Genomic DNA, 23,837 nt, shown 5'->3' on the forward strand with positions numbered 1-23,837 from the left:
CTCACAGGCGCTCGGGTTCGGTTTCCGCTGCGGCTTCCTCGGTCTTCTGCACATGGAAATCGTGCAGGAGCGTCTCGAACGCGAGTTCGACATGGACCTCATCACCACGGCGCCCACCGTGGTGTACGAAGTCGTGCAGGCCGACGGCAGCACGATCAAGGTCGAGAACCCGGCGAAGATGCCCGAGCCCTCGAAGATCGCCGAGGTCCGCGAGCCGATCGTGACTGTGAACCTGTACATGCCGCAGGAGTACGTGGGTTCGGTCATCACGCTCTGTACGCAGAAGCGCGGCAACCAGATCAACATGCAGTACCACGGTCGCCAGGTGCAGCTCACGTACGAAATCCCGATGGCGGAAATCGTGCTCGACTTCTTCGACCGTCTGAAATCGGTGTCGCGCGGCTACGCGTCGATGGACTACGAGTTCAAGGAGTACCGCAGCTCGGACGTCGTGAAGGTCGACATGCTGATCAACGGCGACAAGGTCGATGCGCTCTCCGTGATCGTCCACCGTACGCAATCGCAGTATCGCGGCCGCGAAGTGGCGGCGAAGATGCGCGAGATCATTCCGCGCCAGATGTACGACGTCGCGATCCAGGCGGCGATCGGAGCGCACATCATCGCGCGCGAGAACATCAAGGCGCTGCGCAAGAACGTGCTGGCCAAGTGTTACGGCGGCGACATCACGCGCAAGAAGAAGCTGCTCGAAAAGCAGAAGGAAGGCAAGAAGCGGATGAAGCAGGTCGGCTCCGTCGAAATTCCGCAAGAGGCCTTCCTCGCGATCCTGCGTGTCGAAGACAAATAAGACTGGATAACGGATAACTCAATGAATTTTGCGCTGATCCTTTTTGTGCTCGTGGTCCTCACGGGCATCGCCTGGGTTGCAGACAAACTGGTCTTCATGCCGCGCCGCCGCCTCGCTGCCGATGCGGCCGTTGCGGAGTTCGATCGCCAGCAGGCGCGCATCGGCGAGCGCTTCGCCGATGAAAACGCACCCGTCACGCGTCAGAACCTGCGCAACGACAAGTTGCGCCAGCCGTGGTGGCTCGAGTACACGGCGAGCTTCTTCCCCGTGATCCTGGTCGTGTTCTTCGTGCGCTCGTTCATCGTGGAGCCGTTCAAGATTCCGTCGGGCTCGATGGTGCCGACGCTGCTCGTGGGCGACTTCATCCTCGTGAACAAGTTCGAGTACGGCATCCGCCTGCCGATCACCAACACGAAGCTCACGCAGGGCAGTCCGCTTCAGCGCGGCGACGTCGTCGTGTTCCGCTATCCGAAGGACGAATCGGTCGACTACATCAAGCGCGTGATCGGCCTGCCGGGCGACGTCATCTCCTATCAGGACAAGCAGCTCACGGTGAACGGGAAGCCCGTGCCCGAGATTGCGCAGCCGGATTACTTCGACGAAGAGCGCATCGGTTACGCGAAGCAGTTCACCCAGGATCTCGGCGGCCGCAAGAACAATATCCTGAACAACCCGGCTGTGCCGCCGTTCATCGTCGGCGCGGAGGATTATCCGTATCGCGACAACTGCCAGTACAACGACCGCGGGATTATCTGCAAGGTGCCGCCGGGTCATTACTTCATGATGGGCGATAACCGCGACAACAGCGCCGACAGCCGCTATTGGGGCTTCGTGCCCGACGCGAACGTTGTCGGCCGCGCGTTCTTCATCTGGATGAACTTCAGCAATCTGAAGCGTATCGGTTCATTCGAGTGACGGCTTGCGCGATTGGCATGCCGATATGCGCATCGCGATGCGGCGATCCGCTTGCGCGATGCGCATGATGTGTTCGCACGCTACTTGAAGAACCCGCGGTAACTCCGCTTGACCACGCTTTTTCACCGACCACCCGGCGTTTTCGCCGGGCCGGGCCGGCGCGTTATACTCTGCCCATGCCCCAATCTCCGTTGGAAAGCCGACTGCGCTACGAATTTCGCAATGCGGAATTACTGCGCCAGGCTTTGACTCACCGCAGTCACAGTGCCACGCATAACGAACGCCTTGAATTTCTCGGCGATTCGGTTCTGAATTGCGCGGTGGCGGCCCTATTGTTCCAACGTTTCGGCAAGCTCGACGAAGGCGATCTCTCGCGTGTTCGGGCAAATCTCGTCAAACAGCAGTCGCTCTACGAAATCGCTCAGGCACTCAATATTGCGGACGGCCTGCGGCTCGGCGAGGGCGAACTGCGCAGCGGCGGCTTCCGCCGCCCGTCGATCCTCGCGGATGCGCTCGAAGCGATCTTCGGCGCAATTTTCCTCGACGCGGGCTTCGACGCTGCCCAGACGGTCATCAAGCGCCTCTACATCCCGATCCTCGATCACATCGATCCGCGCACGCTCGGCAAGGATTCGAAGACGCTGCTGCAGGAATATCTGCAGGGCCACAAGATCGCGCTGCCCACGTATACGGTCGTCGCGACGCATGGTGCGGCGCACAATCAGCAGTTCGAGGTCGAGTGCACGGTGCCCAAGCTCGACGTGAAGGTGTCCGGCTCGGGAGCGAGCCGGCGAGCGGCCGAGCAGGCTGCCGCGAAGAAGGCGCTCGAAGAAGTGATGGCGGCCGCGCCCGCAGTTGTGGGGAAGCCGCGCCGCTCGAAGGGCGCGCGGGCTGCCAAGGCCGAACTCGATGTCGTACCCGGTGTGATGGGCGTGCAGGGCGCACTGGATTTGCGTGCGCCGGAGCGCCGTGAGCGCGCCGCGCGCCAGCCGCTGCCGGCCGAGGCCGGCGACCGCGTGCCGCCGCCGTCGCAAGCTGCGCCACTGGCCGTCATTCGCGCGGCGCATGTGCAGGAGCGTCTTGCGGAGAAAGAGAAGGCCGAAGGCGGGCAATCTGCTCAAGCCGCTCAAGCCGCTCAAGCCGCTCAAGCCGCTCAAGCGCGCGAGAAGCCTGCCGACAAGTCCGGCGCTCCGGAGGCCAGCGCAACCACCGGTCATACGCTGCACCGCACGTCCGCGGCGAAGGCCGATCCCGCTGCCGAAGCGGGCACCACTGCCGCGCTGCCCGCACGCGCGGCCGACGCCAGCCACTGATCCAGGCCGTGCGCACTCCGCGCACGCGCTGCACCCAACGTTTTCTTGCCCGGTCCGATGATGAACGCACCCACTTCCACTCCTGCCGGTTTTCGCTGCGGCATGGTCGCGATCGTCGGCCGGCCCAACGTCGGCAAATCGACGCTGATGAACGCCCTCGTCGGGCAGAAGATCAGCATCACGTCGCGCAAGGCGCAGACCACGCGCCATCGCATCACGGGTATCAACACGATCGACGACGCGCAGTACGTCTTCGTCGACACGCCCGGCTTCCAGACCCGCCACAGCACTGCGCTGAACCGCTCGCTGAACCGCGCGGTCACCTCGACGCTAAGTTCGGTCGATGCCGTGCTCTTCGTGATCGAGGCGGGCAGGTTCGGGCCCGACGACCAGAAGGTGCTCGACCTGATTCCGCCGAACGCGCCGACGCTGCTCATCGCCAACAAGATCGACCGCGTGACCGACAAGGCAACGCTTTATCCGTTCATCGAACAGGTGCAGAAGCTGCGCGAGTTCCGCGAGATCGTGCCGCTGTCGGCGAAGAATGCCGACGACATCAAGCACCTGCTCGCCACGCTCAAGCCGTATCTGCCCGAAGGCGAGCCGATCTACGGCGAGGACGATCTGACCGACCGCAGCGAACGCTTCCTCGCCAGCGAAATCCTGCGCGAAAAGGTGTTCCGCTGGACCGGCGACGAACTGCCGTACACGAGCACCGTGATCATCGACAAGTTCGAGCAGGAAGGGCGCCTGCGCCGCATCTTCGCGACGATTCTCGTCGAGCGTGACACCCAGAAGGCGATGGTGATCGGCCAGAAGGGCGCGAAGCTCAAGCAGATCAGCACCGACGCGCGGCTCGACATGGAAAAGCTGTTCGACGGCCCGGTTTATCTCGAAACCTTCGTGAAGGTGAAGAGCGGCTGGGCAGACAACGAAGCCGGGCTGCGTGCCTATGGGTACGAATGAGGATATGAATGAGGGTACGAGTGACGGCGAAGCCGTAACCACTCACGACCCCTCCACGTCACCCGAGGCCGCGGACGACGATTCGCTCTCGTCGCTTTCGTTGCCCGCGCGGCCCACATCCGCTGCGCCGCGCCGCAAGCGCACGCGGGCGCAGTCTTCCGCGCTCGCCGGTGAAGGCGAGGCCGCCCAGCCCGCCCGCCGCGCATCATTGCCGCGCGCGCCCCGTGGCGCATCCGCCGATTTCCGCATCGCCGAGCAGCCGGCCTTCGTGCTGCATAGCTACCCGTATCGCGAAACCAGCCTCGTCATCGACGTGCTGTCGCGCGACCACGGCCGCATCGCGCTCGTGGCGAAGGGCGCGAAGCGGCCGCATTCGGCGCTGCGCGGCGTGCTGCAGACCTTTCAACCGCTCGCGCTCTCGTGGACCGGCAAGGGCGAAGTGCGCACGCTCACCGGCGCGGAATGGGTCGGCGGTATGCTGCCGCTTACCGGCGATGCGCTGCTCTGCGGCTTCTACGTGAACGAACTCGTCGTGAAGTTCCTCGCGCGCGAGGACTCGCATCCCGAGTTGTTCCGCCACTACGTCGTCACGCTGACGCGCCTCGCGCACGACGAACCGCCCGTGCAGGTGCTGCGCTCGTTCGAGCGCGTGCTCCTGCGTGAGACCGGCTATGCGCTCGCGCTGGACCGCACGGTGAACCGCAAGGCCGTGGTGGCCGACGGGCGTTACGTGTTCGATCCCGAGCGCGGCGTGCGCGAAGCATCGGACGAATGGCCCTCGCAGTGGCCGGTGCTTTCGGGGCAGACGTTGCTCGACATGGAGCAGGACGATTACCATCGTGCACAGACCGTCGCGCAGAGCAAGGCGCTGATGCGTTTCCTGCTGAACACTTACCTTGGCGGCACGCCGCTCGCGACGCGCCAGATCCTGATCGACCTGCAGAACCTATGAGCTTCTTCCTGACTTCGCCTCACGTGATCGACCTCGGTGTGAATATCGATCACGTCGCCACGCTGCGCAACGCGCGCGGCACGGCCTATCCCGATCCGATCCGCGCGGCGCTCATGGCCGAAGACGCGGGCGCGGACGTCATCACGCTGCATCTGCGCGAGGATCGCCGCCATATTCTCGACGCCGATGTGCGCGCGCTGCGTCCGCTCCTGAGAACGCGAATGAATCTCGAATGCGCCGTGACGCCCGAGATGCTCGACATCGCGTGCGAGATCAAGCCGCAGGACGTCTGCCTCGTGCCCGAAAAGCGCCAGGAGCTGACGACCGAGGGCGGCCTCGACGTCGCCGGCAAGTTCGACGCCGTGAGCGCCGCCTGTCGGCAGCTTGCGGACGCGGGCGTGCGCGTATCGCTCTTCATCGACCCGGACGAAACGCAGATCCGCGCCGCCCACGAAAGCGGCGCGAGCGTGATCGAACTGCACACGGGCCGCTACGCCGAAGCGCACGACGCGGGCGAGCAGGAGCGCGAGTACGAGCGCGTCGTACGCGGCGTGAACTGCGGTATCGGCCTCGGGCTGAAGGTCAATGCGGGGCACGGCCTGCACTACACGAACGTGCAGCAGATCGCGGCGATCGACGGCATTCACGAGCTGAACATCGGCCACGCGATCGTTGCGCATGCAATTTTCGCGGGCTGGGAGAATGCGGTCCGCGAGATGAAGGCGATCATGGTCGCGGCGCGCCTCGGCGCACGCGCGTAATTAGTCGCAGCGAGCCGTGGCGCTCATCCGCGAGCCGCGTGTGAGCCACGCGTAAGCGTAAGCGTGAGCGGCTGCTGCGACTGCATGTACACGAGGAGCATATGGCCATCTACGGCATCGGCACCGACCTCATCCAGGTGAGCCGCGTCGCGGCAGTCATGGAGCGCACCGAAGGTCGCTTTGCGACGCGCGTGCTCGGCCCGGACGAAATGGCGGTCTACGAAGCGCGCCGCGCACGCTCGGCCGTGCGCGGGCTCGCCTACCTGGCGACACGGTTTTCGGCGAAAGAGGCGTTCTCGAAGGCAATCGGGCTCGGCATGCATATGCCGATGACCTGGCGCGCCGTACAGACCCTCAACGAGCCGAGCGGCAAGCCGATCATGGTCGCGTCGGGCCCGCTCGCGCAGTGGCTCGACGAGCGCGGCATCACGATGCGCGTGACGATCAGCGACGAACGCGACTACGCAGTCTCGTTCGTGATTGCCGAAACCGACGGCCCCATCCGGTGACTGCCCACTGCGCAGCGCCCACCACATAAGACAAATCGATGAAGACAATTCCCGGACAGGTGATGCTCGACGTGGTTGGCCAGACGCTGACCGACGATGACGTGCGCCGCCTTGCGCACCCGATGACGGGTGGTGTGATCCTGTTTGCGCGCCACTATGAGAACCGCGCGCAGCTCGTTGCGCTGACCGACGCGATCCGCGCCGTGCGCGACGATCTGCTGATCGCCGTCGACCACGAAGGCGGGCGCGTGCAGCGCTTTCGCACCGATGGTTTCACGGTGCTGCCCGCGATGGGGCGTCTGGGCGAGTTGTGGGACAAGGACGTGCTGCTGGCAACGAAGCTTGCGACGGCCATCGGCTACATCCTCGCGAGCGAGTTGCGCGCGTGCGGCATCGACCTGTCGTTCACGCCCGTACTCGACCTCGGCTACGGCCAGTCGACGGTGATCGGCGATCGCGCGTTCCATCGCGACCCGCGTGTGGTCACGCTGCTTGCGAAGAGCCTGAACCATGGTCTCGCGCTCGCGGGCATGGCGAACTGCGGCAAGCATTTCCCCGGGCATGGCTGGGCGCACGCGGACTCGCACGTGGCGGTGCCGGTCGATGAACGGCCGCTCGAAGAGATTCTCGGCGAGGATGCGATGCCGTACGACTGGCTCGGCCTCTCGCTCGCGGCGGCCATGCCTGGGCACGTGATCTATCCGAAGGTCGATACGAAGCCCGCGGGTTTTTCGCGCATCTGGGTGCAGGAAATCCTGCGCGGCCGGCTGCGCTTTACGGGCGCGATTTTCAGCGACGATCTTTCGATGGAAGCCGCGCGCCAGGGCGGCACGCTGACCGAAGGTGCGCGCGCCGCGCTCGATGCGGGCTGCGACATGGTCTTGATCTGCAACCAGCCGGACGAGGCCGGGAAAGTGCTGGACGCGCTGCGCGTCACGGAGCCGACGCAAGCCGCGCGCGAGTCGGCCAGGCGCATTCGCCGCCTGCACGGACGCGGCAAGGCGCTGCGCTGGGACAAGCTCGTGGCGGATCCGGGCTATCTCGCCGCACAGGCGTTGCTGCGCAGCGTGATGCCGTGAGGTGACGCGGGACATTGCCCCCAGGTGAAGCGAATTGCCGTTCTCTCTTTACGTGGGATGCCTGGGATGGCGAGATTGGGCGAGAGAAATGGCCCGCTGAATCGCCGTGCGTGCTTGCGGGCTGTTCTTCCAGCAGGTGGTTCCCAGCATTGCCGATGCCGTGGCGACGATATCCAGCGCATTGGCCTGGCTCAAATGCGCCAGCGATTCAAACCCCATTTGTTCCAGCCTGGCAATCACTGTCGGGCCGACGCCCTTCACGCCGAGTAGCGCTCTACGTTCATCGAGAGGAAAGGGCATAACGGGCTCCGCGCCGGGTTCGAACGGCGACGGTATCACGGTGCGTTGCGCACATAGGCGGATTTTGCTTTGGACTACTGTTTTAATTCATTGAAATGTTCCGGGGCAGTCGCGACTGCCCCGGATGGTTTTAGCTTGCCGCGTTGAGCCGACGTGCTCAGTTCAACCGCATCCGCTGCAGCTTGTTGTAAAGCGTTTTCGGACTGATCCCAAGCAGCGATGCTGCGCGATGGCGCGTGCCGCCCACCGCGTCGAGCGTCGCGCGAATCAGCATTTCTTCGACGTCGGCAAGCGGTGTGCCCACCGTGACCTGCACACGGCCTGTGCGCATGTCATGCGCTTGCCCGCCGCTGCCTTCCTCGGCCTGCAGCGTTTCCAGCACCTCGCCCGAAGCTTCGTACGCTTGCCGCACGCGCTCATGCAATTCGCGCACGTTGCCGGGCCAGTCGTAGGCGAGGCATTCGCGAATGAACGAAGGTGCGATGAGCCGCGCGCTGCCGTTGCCGTGCACATGCGCTTCCTGATTGAGTTCGTCGATCCATGCCGCGGCGAGCAGCGCGGCGTCGTCGCCGCGTTCGCGCAGCGGCGGCAGCGTGAGTGCCGCCGAGTCGAGGCGCAGCCAAAGCTCCTCGTCGAGTACGCCGCGCGCGACGGCTTCGCGCGGAACCGCGCGCGTCGCCGCAATGAGACGGAAGTCCGTGCCGACTTCGCTGCTGCCGCCGACCCGGATGAAGGTCTGCGAATCGAGTGCGCGCAGCAGCGCTTCCTGCTCGCCGCGCGGGAGGTCAGTGATTTCGTCGATGAAGAGCGTGCCGCCGCAAGCCTGATCGACGAGGCCCGGCTCGCGCTGGTCCGCGCCGCCGAACGCGCCGCGCTCGTGGCCGAACAGCAGGCTTGCGGGCGGGCGTCCGCTCGCGGCGTCGGCGCTTGCCGCACGCGCGTCGTGTACGACGAACGGCCCCTTGCGGCGCCGGCTCAGTTGATGCAGCGTGCGGGCGGCCATTTCCTTGCCGGTGCCTGCTTCGCCATGGATCAGCATCGCGGATTCCGTGGGGGCAAGCCGTTCGATCGAGTCGTAGACGTGCTGGATCGCGCTGCTGCGGCCGAGCATCGGACCGAAGCGGCCGATCTGGCGCAGCGCGGTGCGTAGCGTGCGAACCTCTTCGGTGAGTTCGTACGGACGCGGGATGCGCGCGAGCAGGCTGCGCAGGCGCGGGATGTTGACCGGCTTGAGCAGATAGTCCCAGATGCCGTGGCGCAGGCCCTCGATCGCGCTTTCGATGGTGGCGTTGCCGGTCATCACGATCACCGGCAGCGCGCCGCCGGGCGGCTGGGCGGGCAGATGCTGCAGCAGATCGAGTCCGCCGCCGTCCGGCAGGTTCAGGTCGACGAGCACGACATCGGGGATGACGCGCGTCAGCGCGGCGCGCGCATCGGCGAGCGTGGCGGCGGTGTCGACTGAAAAGCCGTCGGCGGCCAGTATCGCGGACAGGCCGGACAGGCTGTTGGGATCGTCTTCGACAATCAGTGCGTGTGGCATGGCGAGTGCGGCGTGACAGAAGATTGGAGGCGCTTGATCGCGCGGCGCAGTCCGGATGCGCCGCACCGCGCTGTGCGCGAAGCGGTACGACTGGATTCAGCGGGCAGAGACGGAGCAGTCAATTCAGATCTGGTCCTCAAGTATGGCGGCGGCGTGCCTGCCGCGTGGCGATGCGCTGGCTGGCGGCAGGCGCAGTGGCTTGCGGGGGCAACCCGGTTGCGATGCTTGCTCACGGAGCAGCAGAAATCGTGCCGCGGGCCGCGCCTCGCGCGGATCGCGCCGCGCAATGCCACGCAATGCCACGCAATAATTGCGCGTGGAAAAATCAGGTAAGGATTTCCTGTGCCACTGACAAACATACACGCTAGCGAAAAAAAGAAAAAGCGCCCCGGGGGACGCTTTTTCTCCGAATCCACCCGCCGCGCATCGGCGCAGCAGGCGCGCGGCACGCTTAGGCGCGGCTGCGGTATTCGTTCGTGCGCGTATCGATTTCGATCTTGTCGCCGATATTGCAGAAGAGCGGCACTTGCAGCTCGAAGCCGGTGTTCAGCTTGGCTTGCTTCATGACCTTGCCCGACGACGTGTCGCCCTTGACGGCCGGTTCCGTGTAGATGATCTCGCGAACCAGCGTGGTCGGCAGTTCGACCGAGATGGCCTTCTCGTTGTAGAACACGACTTCGCAGCCCATGCCGTCCTGAAGATAGTTCAGGGCGTCGCCCATCATCTCGCCTTCGACTTCGAACTGGTTGTAGTCGGTGTCCATGAACACGTACATCGGGTCGGCGAAGTACGAGTACGTCACTTCCTTGCGGTCCAGCACGACGACTTCGAACTTGTCGTCCGCTTTGTACACGGTTTCCATACCGGCGCCGGTCAGCAGATTCTTGAACTTCATCTTCACGACGGCGGAGTTACGGCCCGATTTGTTGTATTCGGCCTTTTGCACGACCATGGCGTCGTTACCGATCATCACGACGTTGCCGACGCGGAGTTCCTGTGCGGTCTTCATAAAACAGTCCTGTCCAGATTAAATAGCTTCGAGTGTGCTCGACGGCAAACGTCGCAAGCGGGTTCGGATGGTGCGATCCCGAATCAGGGCGCGGGGCATGTTGCTCCTGCTGCCGTGCCCAGAACCGGGTTCTTGCCATCTTGGCGGGCCGTCGCAATGCAACCACAGTGAAGCGCTTGCAGTGAATCGCTTGAGACGGCTGCCGTCGGATAACCGCTTATTTTAACTGAGTTTTTGCGAATTCGGCGAGATTTCCGGCGAGGTCGCCTGCGCGTGCGAGTTCGCCCGCCCACGACGCCGCGCGGGCAGTGAATTCCGGCAGATGTGACGCGAAATCCGCCCAGTCGGGCGTGCCGCGGCCATTCCACGCATGCCAGAAGCGTTCGAGCGCAGCGCGCGCTGCGGCGCTCAGCGATTGGGCGTAATGATCGAGGGCCGCATCGAGCTTCGGCAGATGGGCGTCGTCGGCCTGCGGGTAGATGTGCCAGACGAACGGCCGCGCGGCCCACTGCGCGCGCACGAACGAATCCTCGCCGCGCACGAAGTTGAGGTCGCTCGCCCACAGCAGCGGGTCGTAACCACGCTGTTCCGTGAAGGCGAGGCCGTGCGCATGCAATGCGCCAAGCGTGGCGTGCGCGCCGGCTTCGAACGCGGGAAGACCGAAAAAGCGCGCGACCGCGCCCGAGATCCGGCCTTGCGGCACGAGCAGCACAATCTGCGTCACACTGTCACGCCACTGCGTGAGCAGGCTGTCCAGCGCGGGATTTTCGTAGGCGAAGAGCGAGATGACGGTCGCGTCCGGCGCGGGCGGCTTGCCGCCGGTCGCGCGGTGCCACCACGCGATGCGCGCCTTTGCCGATCGCTCGAAGGATGCGCGCGCGGCATCCAGATCGCGTTCCTTGAGCACGCCGCCCGTGCCGGGTTGCAACCCCGGAAAGAAGAAGTGCTTGACGAGCGGATAGCGCGGGTGCGGCGAGGGACGCAGATGGAAATCGGCCACCCAGTCCTCGGCGCTCAGGTATTCCAGATTGAGCCACACCGGACGCTGCTCGCGTCGCGCCATCGCCACCACGTAGACGGGCGGCAGCTCGCACGCGAACGCCTCGATCACGACATCGGCGATTTGCAGCGTGTCGCCTGCGTGCGCGCGCTCGTGCCAGTGCTCGACGACGACGCCCTCGACGGTCTGCGTCGCACGTGCGGCGTCGAGCGCCGGGCAAAGCTTCGCGAACGCATGCAGATCGTCGACGAACACGCGGACTTGCCAGCCGTGTTCGTGTGCGAGTTGGCGCGCGAGCCGCCAGCACACGCCGATATCGCCGAAATTGTCGATCACGGAGCAGAAGACGTCGCAGGCGATAGCGGAGGCGGCGGCGGATGTGGCGGCGGATGTGGCGGATTCAGCGGATGGGGCGTTCTGGGGCGCGTCGGTCATGGCGTGGGGCGCGGGTGATGTCGGGTCGAAGGGTGGCGCGCGTGCGCGCTGTCCGTGGCGGCCGGTTCGGCCCGGCACGGAATGATCTAAACTGACAATTCTAAGACACCGTGGGACACACCCGTTAGCTGCACGAACGGGCCTGAGCGCGTCGCGACGGATGACGCGGCCTGTCCCCGAGACTCCCGATACTGCATGACAGATTCCGACGTTTTCGACCCGAAGCCGACGCTGGCACAGCTTCCGCATCTGCCCGGCGTTTATCGCTACTACGACGCGCAAGGCGCGGTGCTCTACGTCGGCAAGGCGCGCGACCTGAAAAGGCGCGTCTCGAGCTATTTCACGCGGACCCAGCTCTCGCCTCGCATCGCGATGATGGTGACGCGCATCGTGTGGATCGAGACCACGGTCACGCGCTCCGAGGCCGAAGCGCTGCTGCTCGAAAACAACCTCATCAAGGCGCTCGCGCCGCGCTACAACATCCTGTTTCGCGACGACAAGTCGTATCCGTTCCTCAAGCTCACGGGCCACAAATTCCCGCGCATGGCGTATTACCGCGGCGCGGTCGACCGCAATAACCAGTACTTCGGGCCCTTTCCGAGCGCGTCGGCGGTGCGCGAGAGCATCCAGATCCTGCAGCGCGTGTTTCAGTTGCGCACCTGCGAGGATTCCGTGTTCAACAACCGCACGCGGCCATGTCTGCTGCACCAGATCGCGCGCTGCACGGCGCCGTGCGTCGGCGCGATCAGCGAGGAGGATTACGCGCGCGATGTGAGTAATGCTTCGCGCTTCCTGCTCGGGCGGCAGACCGAAGTGATGAAGGAACTCGAAACGAAGATGCACGCGTTCGCGGCCGAACTCAAGTTCGAGCAGGCGGCGGCCGTGCGCAACCAGATGAGCTCGCTTGCGACGGTGCTGCATCAGCAGGCGATCGAGACCGGCAGCGAGAGCGACGTCGATATCCTGGCGGTCGTGGCGCTCGGCGGGCGCGTCTGCGTGAATCTCGCGATGGTGCGCGGCGGGCGGCATCTCGGCGACAAGGCGTATTTCCCGGCGCACGTCGAACGTGCGTTGACGGACGAAGAGGGCGGGATGGCCGAGGAGGTCGATAGCGAAGCGGTGCTGGCCGCTTCGGCGTTGACCGCGTTGCCGTCGCTTGCGCGCCGGGCGCTCGAAGCGGCCGCGGGTTTGTCAGCGGGAGCGGGAGCGGAAACGGAAACGGACGGCGATGCGCAAGATGCCGAAGCAGACGACGCCCGCGCCGATGCCGATCCGCTCGCGATCGCGGCGGACCTGCCGCCTGAGCCGGAAACGGCTGGAGCCGATGGTGCCACCGAAACCGGCGACACGGGCGGCAATGAAGGCGACGAAGACACCGACGCCGCGCCGCCTGCGGGTGGCCGAAAGAAGGGCGAGACCGGCATCGAATCGGAAGTGCTCGATGCCTTTATCGCGCAGCATTACTTCGGCCATCGCGTGCCGCCGGTGCTCGTGGTCAGCCATCCTCCGGCGAACCGCGAGCTGATCGACGTGCTCGCCGGGCAGGCCGGTCACAAGATCGCGCTGCTGCGCCAGCCGCAGGGGCAGAAGCGGGCGTGGCTCGCCATGGCCGAGCAGAACGCGCGGCTCGCGCTTGCACGGCTGCTTTCCGAGCAGGGCTCGCAGCAGGCGCGCACGCGCACGCTTGCGCAACTGCTCGGACTCGAACTCGACGATCTCGCGTATCTGCGCATCGAATGCTTCGACATCAGCCACACGATGGGCGAGGCGACCCAGGCCTCGTGCGTGGTCTATCACCATCACAAGATGCAGTCGAGCGAGTACCGCCGCTACAACATCACGGACATCACGCCGGGAGACGATTACGCGGCGATGCGCCAGGTCCTCACGCGCCGTTACGAGAAGATGGTTGCGCAGGCAGCGAGCAACGAGGGCAACGTGGCCGGCGAGGCGCAGTCGCTGGCGGGCGGCGATCCCGCCGATCCCACGGCGGGCACCGGGCGCGCGGAGCCGGCCTCGGCGGGCGCCACGCTGCCGAATATCGTGCTGATCGACGGCGGCAAGGGGCAGGTGGAAGTCGCGCGTCAGGTGTTCACCGAACTGGGTCTTGATCCGGCGATGCTGGTGGGCGTCGCGAAGGGCGAGGGCCGCAAGGTCGGCCTGGAAACGCTCGTGTTCGCCGATGGCCGCGCGCCGCTCGAACTCGGCAAGGAGAGCGCGGCGCTGATGCTCGTCGCGCAGATCCGCGATGAAGCGCACCGTTTCGCCATCACCGGCATGCGTGCGAAGCGCGGCAAGACGCGTCAGACCTCGCGCCTCGAGGAGCTCGAAGGCGTGGGCGCGAAGCGCCGTCAGCGCCTGCTCGCCCGGTTTGGCGGGCTGCGCGGCGTGATGGCGGCGAGCGTCGAGGATCTGGCGAGCGTCGAGGGCATTTCGCGCGCGCTTGCCGAGCAGATCTACCAGCAGCTGCACTGACGCGGGACGTGCGCTTTTTGCGCGTCCTCACGGTCGCTTGTGGCAGGTGCTGTGACACGGCACAATTGCAACTCCCTCGACAGACAGCGCCCGCCAATGCCGTTCAATATTCCGATTCTCCTGACGTGGCTGCGGATCGTGCTGATCCCGCTCGTGGTCGGCGTGTTCTATCTGCCGCAGACGGTGCTCGCCCCGATGCAGCAGAACGTGGCCGCCATGCTGATCTTCGTGCTGGCGGCGCTCACCGACTGGTTCGACGGCTATCTGGCCCGCAAGTGGCACCAGACGTCGTCATTCGGCGCGTTCCTGGATCCCGTCGCGGACAAGCTGATGGTGACGGCGGCGCTGCTGATCCTCGTGCACCTCGGGCGGCTCGACACGGTGTTCGCACTCGTGATCGTCGGACGCGAGATCGCGATCTCGGCGCTGCGTGAATGGATGGCGCAAATTGGCGCATCGAAGAGCGTGGCCGTGAATTCGCTCGGCAAGTTCAAGACGGCATGCCAGATGGTTGCGATTCCGATGCTGCTCTTCTACGCGCCGCTCACGATCGGCGGTGTGACGCTGTTCGATTCGCGGGTGTGGGGCACCTGGCTCATCTACGTCGCGGCATTCCTCACGATCTGGTCGATGCTGTACTACATGAAGCTCGCATGGCCGCAGATCCGCGAGCGCGGGGTGCACTGAGCGCTTCGTCGCGCTTCGTCTCGTGTCACACGTCTGAAAAAAGATCGCCATGGGGGGTTGACACGTTTCAGCGGCTTATACATAATCTCACTTCTCCGCTGCACGACGTTGTGGCAAACGGCAGAAGCGGTGGAGATAGCTGAAGATAAGCGCTGAATAGGCTGCAGATCGACGGTGAAGCGGTAAAGCAGCAGTAAAAAGCAATGCGGGAGTAGCTCAGTTGGTAGAGCGCAACCTTGCCAAGGTTGAGGTCGCGAGTTCGAGACTCGTCTCCCGCTCCAGAATTCGGGTGCGGTGTTTGCAGTAACCGGCAGCGCACCACTGGCAGTAACGAACAGTAGCAAGCAGGATCAAGCAGCACCACGCGGGAGTAGCTCAGTTGGTAGAGCGCAACCTTGCCAAGGTTGAGGTCGCGAGTTCGAGACTCGTCTCCCGCTCCAGGTATCCCGGGGAAGCAGCGCTTCCCCTTTTGTTTGGCGGGCCGTGATCAGTATGTCGGGCCGCTACGCAAATCTGTCCGGTTGTTGCGGGCGCAGCAAGCCTCGCTAACCGGCAGTCCGCTTCTGGCGCGATAGCAAAGCGGTTATGCAGCGGCCTGCAAAGCCGTGTAGGCCGGTTCGACTCCGGCTCGCGCCTCCAGATGTAAAGAAAAAGCCACCTTCGGGTGGCTTTTTCTTTTTCCGTCCGGTCTCTGTCTGGTATCTGGCTCGCTTCGGGCGCAGATCATCATGCACAATAGCCGGATCGTTCCGTTTCCGGTTGCTCGCGATGCCCATTGAACTCCCCGAAGACGCGCGCCGGGATGCGATTGCGTCGATCCAGCGCTACTTCGACGCCAACATGGAAGAGCCGATCGGCAATATCGCCGCGCAAGCGCTGCTCGGCTTTTTTCTCGAAGAGATCGCGCCGTCCGTCTACAACAAGGCCGTCGCCGACGCGCAGGAAAGCATGCAGGCGCGCATCGTCGATCTCGACATCGATCTGCACGAAGAGCCGTTCCAGTACTGGCGCAAATACGCACAGCCGAAGCGCCGCACGTGAGGCGGTGTTTCGACGGTCGTATCGAAGGTCGCGTCGAGGGGTGCGTTGAAGCGCACATGCAAGGCGCGGCATAATTGCGGATCGTCCGACGCTTGCTGGAAATCAACGATGAATACGCCGCCCTCCGCACTGCCGCTTGCGCATCTCGACTGGTGCTGGAAACCCTTCGACGCACTCGACGCGCGTGAGGTCTACGAAATGCTCAAGGGCCGCTCGGAGGTGTTCGTGGTCGAGCAGAACTGCGTCTACGGCGACATCGACGGCCTCGACACGGCGGCGTGGCACCTGTTTGCCTGGGACACGGATATGGTTGGCGAGCGCGCGGTGCTGGCGGGCTATCTGCGCGTGCTGCTGCCCGATTCGAGCGACCCCGACGTGCGCATCGGCCGCGTGCTGACCACGGCGGGCTACCGTGGGATCAAGCTCGGTAACGCGCTGCTCGAACGCTCGATTCGCCATATCGCGCAGCAGTGGCCCGGCGTGCCGATGCGACTGCACGCCCAGGCTCATCTGCAGCAGTTCTACGGCGCGTTCGGCTTCGAGCCGGTTTCGGAAATTCACGACGAAGACGGCATTCCGCACGTCTGGATGCGCGCGGCGTAGGCTCGGCAAAAGCGACTGCGTGCGCAAAGCCGCATGCGGCGGCGCAGGGCGAACCAGCGCGTTGAACACGCGCATCCCCTGCAGGAACGCGCGTCGATCACACGTTGCCTGCGCGCGTTACTGCTGCGCGGGCGTTTTCACGGCGAAGGGCGTGTCGAGCTTCGCGCCATTCGAGAACTCCAGCTTTATATGCACCGTGTCGCCCGGCGCGATCTTGTGCTTCGGCTCTTCCAGCATCAGGTGATAGCCGCCCGGCGCGACCGACACCGAGCCGTGCGCCGGCACCGTCAGCTTGTCCACCATCACCATCTTCTGCGTCGATCCGTTCGAGATCGTCTGATGCAGCATCACGCTGCCGTAGTCGTCGCTGTCGACGTCAACGAGATCGACGTTCTGGTCGCCATCGTTCTTGAGCGTCAAATAGCCAGCTGCGGGCAGGTTGCCGGGCAGCCAGCGCACCCATGCGTTCTGTACGCTGATCGCCTTGTCGGCGGCGTGCGCGGCCGGTGCGAGCATCGCGCATGCACAGGCGAGCGCGCCGCCCAGTGCGGCGGCAAGTGATGGCAGTTTTTTCGTCATGGTGGTTCCTGTGGCGGGTGAGACATGAAATCGGAGGCTGGCCCGCGCCATCGAACACGTAGGCCGCCGAAGTGTACGCGACCTTGTCGCTGCTGCCGGGGCCGCGCGTTTCCTTCCGGCATGCCCCGCGATAGCGCTTCGCGAGCGATTCCCGAGCAATTCGATCTGGCTGTCGGTGCCGGTCAGGCCCGCCGCGTGCTGTGCGTCGAATTGGTCGTTGTCGACGGTCGGTTTGGCGTCGGGATCCGGCAGATGGCCCGCGACGTTCGCGAGCCGTGCCATTGCGTTGCAACGGTGCTGGAGAGCAGGCGAAAGCATGGAAGGGGCAAAGAGGGCGAACGCGGGAGGCAAAGGCTGTATCGGCAGGTCGATTCGGGACGTGTTGGTGTGGCTGGCGCGACTGCGCGCCGCATATCGCTGCGAATGTAGCAAAATTAGCGGCAGATTACCGGGATGCGCGGATATTTTTCCGGCGTGAGGCCATGTGCCACATCGCGCTCGCATGGCGACCCGGGAAACCACGCGGCAAGGGCCGCGCACCTTGCCAACTCGAAAATCGGTTGAAGGCGCGGTAAGATGCGCACACTTTCTCCGACAGCCCGACAAGCCGCCGGAACCATACCCGGCCAGCGCGCCGAGGGGTGAAAAACACGGAATGCAAGCACTACCGGCCGTATTGCCGCCTGATCAGACGGCCTTCTTCTTCGATTTCGACGGCACGCTCGTCGAACTCGCACCGACACCCGACGGCATCCAGGTGCGCCCCGACATGCTCTCGCTGCTCGCCGAACTGCGGCGCGTGACGCACGGTGCAGTGGCGATCGTCTCGGGCCGCGGCATCGACAGCATCGACGCGTTCCTCGGCATGCCGGACCTGCCGGTGGCGGGCCTGCACGGCGCCGAGCGCCGCGACGCCAATGGCGACACGCAGCGCGTGGGCTTCAACGATCAGCGGCTCCTGCACATGGAGCAGGTGCTCGCGGAAGTCGTGCGCACCCATCCGGGGATGCTCCTCGAAATCAAGGGTGCGGCGCTGGCCTTGCATTACCGCAATGCGCCCGAGCACGAGCCCGCCGCGCGCGAGGCGACCATGCATCTGGCCGGCGAATTCGCCGATGCCTACGTGTTGCAGCCCGGCAAGATGGTCTACGAGATCAAGCCGAAGGACGTCGACAAAGGCCGCGCGCTGCGCGCTTTTCTCGACGAGCCGCCGTTCGCGGGCCGCTGTCCGGTGTTTGCCGGCGACGATCTGACCGACGAAAAGGGCTTCGCGGTCGTCAATGCGCACCAGGGGCTCTCGATCAAGGTGGGCGGGGGCGACACGATCGCGCTCGCTCGCATCGATTCGGTCGATGCCCTGCTAGGCTGGCTGGCAGCGCTCATCGCGACGATGCGCGGTGCGTGACGCGCCGCTCCCCAGTATTCGAATTCGCGCCGCGCAGCCGGCGCTCACTCACTGATACCTGCACGGAAACCCGCACCTCATGAGCCGATTGATTATCGTGTCGAACCGCGTCGCGCCGATCTCCGAAGGCGGCCCGGCGGCGGGCGGCCTCGCGGTGGGCGTCTATGACGCGCTCAAGGAAACGGGCGGCATGTGGTTCGGCTGGAGCGGCGACGTGCTCGCATCGGGCCAGCCGCAGATCCAGATCGAGGAGCGCGGGCCGGTCACGTTCGCGACGATCGGCCTGCTGCGCCGCGACTACGACCAGTACTACCGCGGCTTCTCGAACGCGACGCTGTGGCCCGCGTTCCACTATCGCGCCGATCTCGTCCAGTACGACCGCCACGACTTCGAAGGCTATCGCCGCGTCAACGGCTGGCTCGCGCATCAGCTCGTGCCGCTCCTGCGCGACGACGACATCATCTGGGTCCACGACTATCATCTGATCCCGTTCGCCGAGGCGCTGCGCGCGGCGGGCGTGAAGAACCGCATCGGCTTTTTCCTGCATATCCCGTTTCCGGCTTCGCAGGTGCTGCTCGCGGTGCCGACGCATCGCGAACTGGTCAAGGCGCTGTGCTCGTTCGATCTGCTCGGCTTCCAGACGAAGCCCGACTTGCGTGCGTTCTGCGACTACGTCGTCAACGAAGCGGATGGGTCAGTTGCGCACCAGCCGGACGGCCTGACGCGCGTCGAGGCGTTCGGCCAGACCCTCTTCGCGGGCGACTATCCGATCGGCGTCTATCCCGACGAGATCGCCGAACTCGCGCGGGCGGGCGAGCGCGGCAAGCCGGTGCGCACGCTCAAGGCGACGCTGCACGGCCGCAAGGTGATCATGAGCGTGGACCGGCTCGATTACTCGAAGGGGCTCGTCGAGCGCTTTCGCGCGTTCGAACGGCTGCTCGACCAGCATCCGACCCAGCGCAACAACGTCTCGTTCGTGCAGATCGCACCGCCCACGCGCGCCGATCTGCACGCGTATCAGGACATCCGCCTGCGCCTGGAGGCGGAATCGGGCCGTATCAACGGCCGTTACGCCGAACTGGACTGGACGCCGATCTGGTACATCCATCGTCAGTACGAGCGCGCTGTGCTGGCGGCGCTGTTCCGGGCGTCGCAGGTCGGCTATGTGACGCCGTTGCGCGACGGGATGAACCTTGTCGCCAAGGAGTACGTCTCCGCGCAGGACCCGGAAGATCCCGGCGTGCTGGTTCTGTCGCGCTTCGCGGGCGCCGCGCAGGAGCTGACCGGCGCGCTGATCGTCAATCCTCTCGATATCGACGGCATGGCCGATGCGCTTGCCATGGCGCTCGCGCTGCCGCTTGCCGAGCGCGTGGCGCGCCACCGCGACATGATGGCGCAACTGCGCGAGAACAACGTGTCGGTCTGGCGCGACCGGTTCATGCGCGACCTCACGCAGATCGGCGACAAGCGCCGTGCGGCGCTGCCGTTGCGCTCGAAGGCGGCGCACGAAGCGGTGCAGGGGCAGGACTGAGCGCGCGCGGCAGGCGCCGCTGGCGGGTTCGCACGCAAAGCCGTGCGCAAAACGAAAAAGCCGCTTCGATCGAAGCGGCTTTTTTCGTTTCCGGGCGGACGCTGTAGGTGAGAGTCAGGCGACGTGTTTCTCGTCGGCCTTCTTGGGGCCCAGATGCAGCGTGGAATGCTTGCCGTACTGCTTGGCGAGCAGGTCGCGATAGAGCCCCGGCCGGTTGCGCAGTTCTTCGGGGGTGCCGTCGTCGATCACCTTGCCCGTGCTCATCACGATGATGCGGTCGAAGTTCTGCAGCGTGGAAAGCCGGTGCGCGATGGCGATCACGGTGCGGCCGACCATCAGACGGTCGAGCGCCTGCTGGATCGCCTCCTCGGATGCGCTGTCGAGCGCCGAGGTGGCCTCGTCGAGCAGCAGGATCGGCGCGTTCTTGAGGATCGCCCGCGCGATCGCGATGCGCTGGCGCTGGCCGCCCGAAAGCTTCACGCCGCGGTCGCCGACGATCGTGTCGTACGTCTCCGGCATCGCCTCGATAAAGTCGGCACAGCGCGCCTCGCGGGCGGCGGCGAGCACTTCCTCGCGGCTCGCTTCGGGACGGCCATAGGCGATGTTCTCGTAGATCGAGCGGTGCAGGAGCGAAATGTCCTGCGGGACGAGCGCGATGGCGTTGCGCAGGCTGTCCTGCGTCACTGCCGCGATGTTCTGACCGTCGACCTTGATCGCGCCGCCCTGGGTTTCGTAGAAACGCTGCAGCAGCGCGAGAACCGTGGTCTTGCCCGCGCCCGACTTGCCGATCAGGCCGACGCGCTGTCCGGCTTCGATACGCAGGTCGAAACGGTCGAGGATCGCCTTGCGGTGCGGATAGGCGAACGTCACGCTCTCGAAGTCGACGCGCCCGCCCTGGGCGACGAGTTCGGTGGCGTCGTCGCGGTCGGGCATGCCGTGCGGCTCGAGCAGCGTCTGGACGGCTTCGGAGAGGCGCGCAACGTGCTGCGTGACGTCGACGAGCGCGACGGCGAGGTCGCGCGTGCCGTGCAGGATGGTGAACCCGAGCGAACTGACGAGCACGATGTCGCCCGACGTAGCGCGGCCCTGATCCCAGAGCCAGAGCGCCCAGCCGAGCAGGCCCGCCGAGAGCATCGCCGTGATCACGGCGTGCAGCAGACGCAGCTTTTCGAGGTACAGCAGGCTGTCGCGGCGCGCGTCCATCTCGGCCTTCACGGTCCCGCGAAAGCGCCTTTGCTCGCGAAACGTCATGCCGAAGGCGCGTACGAGCGCCATGTTGCCGATCACGTCGACCAGCTCGCCGTCCACGGCGGCGGCTCTCGACGCGAACGTGTGGTGCCGCGCCGAGCCGCGCCCGGCGAGCTTGAAGAGAATCACCGAGAGGATCGCCGAGCACAGCAGGAGCCCGGCGGCCATCAGCGGGTTCACGGTGATGATCATGACGATCGCGCCCGCCACGGCGATGCACGGCGGCAGCACGTTCCATGCCGTGGTGTTCTCGGCGGTGTAGACGGCGTTGGAGGTGGCGGTTATGCGGCTCGCGAGGGTGCCGGGCTGCTTTTCCGCGTAGTAGCTCGGCGAATGGCCGCTCAGGTACTGGAACAGGTCGCGCCTCAGGTCGCCCGTCACGGCGACGAACGTGTGCGCCGCGAACCAGCCGCCGACGCGCCAGAGCAGGTTGTCGGCGGCGATCAGGCCGACGAGCAGCGCGAACGCGGTCCACAGCGGTCCCGGATGATGGCGCCCCGTGCCGAGCACGTCGATCAGATGCTTGATCGCGTATTGCGAGGCGAGCGCGCAGCCGACGGCCGCGAACACGCTCGCCAGCACGATGGCATGGGCGAGCGGGTGACGACGGATGTAACTAAACAGGAACGCAAGCGGCCGCCGCGCATAGCTCGCGAGCTTTGCGTTGTGGGCGTTACGCTGGGCGATGGTCAGATGTTCCAATTGTCTGTGATGGGTGGTCGGTCTGACGGAGCGAATCCGTGCAAAGTCAAAGAGAAGAGGGAAGGCGAGCTAGCCGTCACGATCGCGGAATTTCATCCATTGTAAACACCCCTTGCGCATGGCGCATCGCCCACGGCCACGGGACGCGCATGATATCGCGACAGTACGGCGCACGGAATGTCTTGCCGACAGCTTGTTGCGATGGAGGTTCAACAGGCGTGCAAGATTGTTTTAGAGATATAATTACGGATTGCATTTGAAACGTCGTTGTGCTTGGTGGTCAACGCCGGGCCAGCGGTGAATCGACAGCGCAGCGATAGAAGGATGCGCACGCAATGGAAAACTGCGGAACAGCTACGGTAGAGCCGTGGTCCGGGCCGCAGGACACACGTTTCAGCCCCAGGTGGAAATTATGTTTTAAAACATGGGGTTGGCGCATGTTTCCGAGTTGTAACAATGTAAAGTTTTTGAAATGTCCTAGGCGGCATGGGTAGTGGACCCGGATAATGCCGACTCGAATAGCGTAGGGAATCTGACAGCAAGTGTGTCAACGACCGCGAGCCCTGCGCGTTTACCCGACTGTGCCGTTCCGTCAATCTGAAACTACGACGGCCAGTGTGTCGGCGATGCCGGCGTGGTTAGCGGTACGGAACGCCTCTAGTGGTGAACGGCAAGGCTGCCGGCGCCGGCGAGGGTCGATTGTCAAACTTGCAGTACTTTGCCCGATTTATTACGAGGAAGGAGTTCACCACTATGCGAATCGCTCAAATCGCTCCGTTGCACGAGGCGGTTCCTCCCAAGCTGTACGGCGGCACGGAACGGGTGGTCTCCTACCTGACCGAAGCGCTGGTCGAACAGGGTCACGATGTCACGCTGTTCGCAAGCGGCGATTCGATCACCTCGGCGAAGCTCGAAGCTTTCTGGCCGCAGGCGCTGCGCCTCGACCCGACGATTCGCGACGTGATGGCTCCGCACATGCTGCTGCTCGAAGAAGTGTGCCGCCGCGCGGACGAGTTCGACGTGCTGCATTTCCACATCGACTATTACCCGTTCTCGCTGTTCCAGCGTCAGCCGGTGCCGTTCGTCACGACCATGCACGGCCGTCTCGACCTGCCGGAACTGCAGCCGATCTTCAACGCATTCAGCGACGTGCCGGTCGTTTCGATCTCGGACAACCAGCGCATCCCGCTCCAGCAAGCCAACTGGCAGCAGACCGTCTACCACGGCCTGCCGGAAAACGTGCTCACGCCGATTCCGAACGTCGAACCCGGCTACCTCGCATTCCTCGGCCGCGTCTCGCCGGAGAAAGGCCTTGACAAGGCGATTCGCATCGCCGGTCAGGCGGGCATGAAGCTCAAGGTCGCCGCCAAGATCGACAAGGCCGATCGCGCCTACTACGAAGAAGTCATCAAGCCGCTGATGGCGCTGCCGCACGTCGAGTACATCGGCGAAATCGGCGAAGCCGAAAAGCGCGAATTCCTCGGCAACGCGCACGCACTGGTGTTCCCGATCGACTGGCCGGAGCCCTTCGGCCTCGTCATGATCGAAGCCATGGCCTGCGGTACGCCGGTCGTCGCGTTCAAGCGCGGCTCGGTGCCCGAAGTGATCGAGAACGGCGTGTCGGGCTTCGTCGTCGAAGACGAAATCAGCGCGGTCGCCGCCATCAAGCGTGTGTCGTCGCTGTCGCGCGAGAAGGTTCGCGGTGCGTTCGAATCGCGCTTCTCGTCGAAGGTGATGGCGCAGAACTACGTTCGCGTCTACGAAGAGCTGCTGCGCCAGAAGCGCCGCACCGTGCTGCGCGAAGTCAACGCCGGCTAAGTAGCCACCGAAGTAGCCGCTGCCCGGGACGCGCGCCACGGCGCGTCTGCCGTCCCGCGCGAATCCAGCGCCCCTGTGCCACGCACCGGGGCGTTGTCGCATTTGCGCCGCACCTGGCCTCGCAAGGCACTGTTGCACGCGCGCGAGCGTGAGGGGCGGCGTCA

General features: G+C 64.9%; 20 protein-coding genes, 3 tRNA genes and 1 pseudogene. 18 read left to right on the plus strand and 6 right to left on the minus strand.

Annotated elements, in window-relative coordinates:
* The 8 genes and pseudogenes from Q0L30_RS13315 to nagZ form a co-directional block, all read left to right on the plus strand.
* Window positions 1-805 (plus strand): annotated as a pseudogene (locus Q0L30_RS13315) (elongation factor 4); the annotation flags it as partial.
* Window positions 806-826: 21 nt separating this feature from the next.
* On the plus strand, window positions 827-1,720 hold the full coding sequence (gene lepB / locus Q0L30_RS13320; protein ID WP_296656916.1) for a signal peptidase I: 894 nt from the start codon (window positions 827-829) through the stop codon (window positions 1,718-1,720).
* A 176-nt stretch (window positions 1,721-1,896) separates the two neighbouring features.
* Window positions 1,897-3,033, plus strand: coding sequence for a ribonuclease III (gene rnc, locus Q0L30_RS13325; protein ID WP_296656918.1), 1,137 nt, complete (start codon window positions 1,897-1,899; stop codon window positions 3,031-3,033).
* 60 nt (window positions 3,034-3,093) lie between these two features.
* Complete coding sequence (era, locus tag Q0L30_RS13330; RefSeq protein WP_296656920.1) at window positions 3,094-3,999, plus strand: GTPase Era; 906 nt, start codon at window positions 3,094-3,096, stop codon at window positions 3,997-3,999.
* Window positions 4,000-4,003: 4 nt separating this feature from the next.
* Window positions 4,004-4,951, plus strand: a complete 948-nt coding sequence (gene recO / locus Q0L30_RS13335; RefSeq protein ID WP_296656923.1) for a DNA repair protein RecO — start codon at window positions 4,004-4,006, stop codon at window positions 4,949-4,951.
* Window positions 4,948-5,712, plus strand: a complete 765-nt coding sequence (gene pdxJ, locus Q0L30_RS13340) for a pyridoxine 5'-phosphate synthase (RefSeq protein ID WP_296656924.1) — start codon at window positions 4,948-4,950, stop codon at window positions 5,710-5,712. The genes recO and pdxJ overlap by 4 nt, the downstream gene beginning before the upstream one ends.
* A 101-nt stretch (window positions 5,713-5,813) precedes the next feature.
* Window positions 5,814-6,221 (plus strand): holo-ACP synthase, encoded by a 408-nt coding sequence (gene acpS / locus Q0L30_RS13345; RefSeq protein WP_296656926.1) that lies wholly within the window; start codon window positions 5,814-5,816, stop codon window positions 6,219-6,221.
* 38 nt (window positions 6,222-6,259) lie between these two features.
* The gene (nagZ, locus tag Q0L30_RS13350; protein ID WP_296656927.1) at window positions 6,260-7,300 is read left to right on the plus strand and encodes a beta-N-acetylhexosaminidase; all 1,041 of its coding nucleotides are present in this window, start codon (window positions 6,260-6,262) and stop codon (window positions 7,298-7,300) included.
* A 48-nt stretch (window positions 7,301-7,348) separates the two neighbouring features.
* On the opposite strand, the gene Q0L30_RS13355 is transcribed toward nagZ, so the two are convergent.
* From Q0L30_RS13355 to earP, 4 genes are all read right to left on the minus strand, one after another.
* Window positions 7,349-7,600, minus strand: coding sequence for a helix-hairpin-helix domain-containing protein (locus Q0L30_RS13355; protein ID WP_296656929.1), 252 nt, complete (start codon window positions 7,598-7,600; stop codon window positions 7,349-7,351).
* Window positions 7,601-7,757: 157 nt separating this feature from the next.
* Window positions 7,758-9,140 (minus strand): sigma-54 dependent transcriptional regulator, encoded by a 1,383-nt coding sequence (locus tag Q0L30_RS13360; protein WP_296656931.1) that lies wholly within the window; start codon window positions 9,138-9,140, stop codon window positions 7,758-7,760.
* Between the two features lie 451 nt (window positions 9,141-9,591).
* Window positions 9,592-10,149: an elongation factor P gene (gene efp / locus Q0L30_RS13365; RefSeq protein ID WP_293038538.1), complete on the minus strand. Its 558-nt coding sequence runs from the start codon at window positions 10,147-10,149 to the stop codon at window positions 9,592-9,594.
* Window positions 10,150-10,366: 217 nt separating this feature from the next.
* Window positions 10,367-11,584: an elongation factor P maturation arginine rhamnosyltransferase EarP gene (gene earP, locus Q0L30_RS13370; RefSeq protein WP_296656934.1), complete on the minus strand. Its 1,218-nt coding sequence runs from the start codon at window positions 11,582-11,584 to the stop codon at window positions 10,367-10,369.
* Window positions 11,585-11,779: 195 nt separating this feature from the next.
* On the opposite strand from earP, the gene uvrC reads away from it, so the two are divergent.
* The 7 genes from uvrC to Q0L30_RS13405 all read left to right on the plus strand — a co-directional run bounded on the left by uvrC (window position 11,780) and on the right by Q0L30_RS13405 (window position 16,390).
* Window positions 11,780-14,059, plus strand: coding sequence for an excinuclease ABC subunit UvrC (uvrC, locus tag Q0L30_RS13375; RefSeq protein WP_296656936.1), 2,280 nt, complete (start codon window positions 11,780-11,782; stop codon window positions 14,057-14,059).
* 96 nt (window positions 14,060-14,155) lie between these two features.
* Complete coding sequence (gene pgsA / locus Q0L30_RS13380; protein WP_296656939.1) at window positions 14,156-14,746, plus strand: CDP-diacylglycerol--glycerol-3-phosphate 3-phosphatidyltransferase; 591 nt, start codon at window positions 14,156-14,158, stop codon at window positions 14,744-14,746.
* A 205-nt stretch (window positions 14,747-14,951) separates the two neighbouring features.
* Window positions 14,952-15,027, plus strand: a tRNA-Gly gene (locus tag Q0L30_RS13385).
* An 83-nt stretch (window positions 15,028-15,110) separates the two neighbouring features.
* Window positions 15,111-15,186, plus strand: a tRNA-Gly gene (locus Q0L30_RS13390).
* 125 nt (window positions 15,187-15,311) lie between these two features.
* Window positions 15,312-15,385 (plus strand) — tRNA-Cys (locus tag Q0L30_RS13395).
* Between the two features lie 129 nt (window positions 15,386-15,514).
* Window positions 15,515-15,787: a DUF2164 domain-containing protein gene (locus tag Q0L30_RS13400; RefSeq protein WP_296656942.1), complete on the plus strand. Its 273-nt coding sequence runs from the start codon at window positions 15,515-15,517 to the stop codon at window positions 15,785-15,787.
* 108 nt (window positions 15,788-15,895) lie between these two features.
* A complete protein-coding gene (locus Q0L30_RS13405) occupies window positions 15,896-16,390 on the plus strand; it encodes a GNAT family N-acetyltransferase (protein ID WP_296656945.1) in 495 nt (164 codons plus the stop codon).
* Between the two features lie 117 nt (window positions 16,391-16,507).
* Here the strand turns inward: Q0L30_RS13405 and Q0L30_RS13410 are convergent, their stop codons facing one another.
* The gene (locus tag Q0L30_RS13410) at window positions 16,508-16,969 is read right to left on the minus strand and encodes a copper chaperone PCu(A)C (RefSeq protein WP_296656946.1); all 462 of its coding nucleotides are present in this window, start codon (window positions 16,967-16,969) and stop codon (window positions 16,508-16,510) included.
* A 655-nt stretch (window positions 16,970-17,624) separates the two neighbouring features.
* Here Q0L30_RS13410 and otsB point away from each other — a divergent pair.
* Both otsB and otsA read left to right on the plus strand, forming a co-directional pair.
* A complete protein-coding gene (otsB, locus tag Q0L30_RS13415; RefSeq protein ID WP_296656949.1) occupies window positions 17,625-18,374 on the plus strand; it encodes a trehalose-phosphatase in 750 nt (249 codons plus the stop codon).
* Between the two features lie 79 nt (window positions 18,375-18,453).
* Window positions 18,454-19,905, plus strand: coding sequence for an alpha,alpha-trehalose-phosphate synthase (UDP-forming) (otsA, locus tag Q0L30_RS13420; RefSeq protein WP_296656951.1), 1,452 nt, complete (start codon window positions 18,454-18,456; stop codon window positions 19,903-19,905).
* A 114-nt stretch (window positions 19,906-20,019) separates the two neighbouring features.
* Here the strand turns inward: otsA and Q0L30_RS13425 are convergent, their stop codons facing one another.
* Window positions 20,020-21,855 (minus strand): ABC transporter ATP-binding protein, encoded by a 1,836-nt coding sequence (locus tag Q0L30_RS13425; protein ID WP_296656953.1) that lies wholly within the window; start codon window positions 21,853-21,855, stop codon window positions 20,020-20,022.
* A 753-nt stretch (window positions 21,856-22,608) separates the two neighbouring features.
* Between Q0L30_RS13425 and Q0L30_RS13430 the strand changes: the two genes are divergently transcribed.
* On the plus strand, window positions 22,609-23,673 hold the full coding sequence (locus Q0L30_RS13430) for a glycosyltransferase family 4 protein (RefSeq protein ID WP_296656954.1): 1,065 nt from the start codon (window positions 22,609-22,611) through the stop codon (window positions 23,671-23,673).
* The last annotated feature ends 164 nt before the right edge of the window (window positions 23,674-23,837 follow it).

Source organism: Paraburkholderia sp. (assembly GCF_024281035.1).
Lineage (GTDB): Bacteria > Pseudomonadota > Gammaproteobacteria > Burkholderiales > Burkholderiaceae > Paraburkholderia.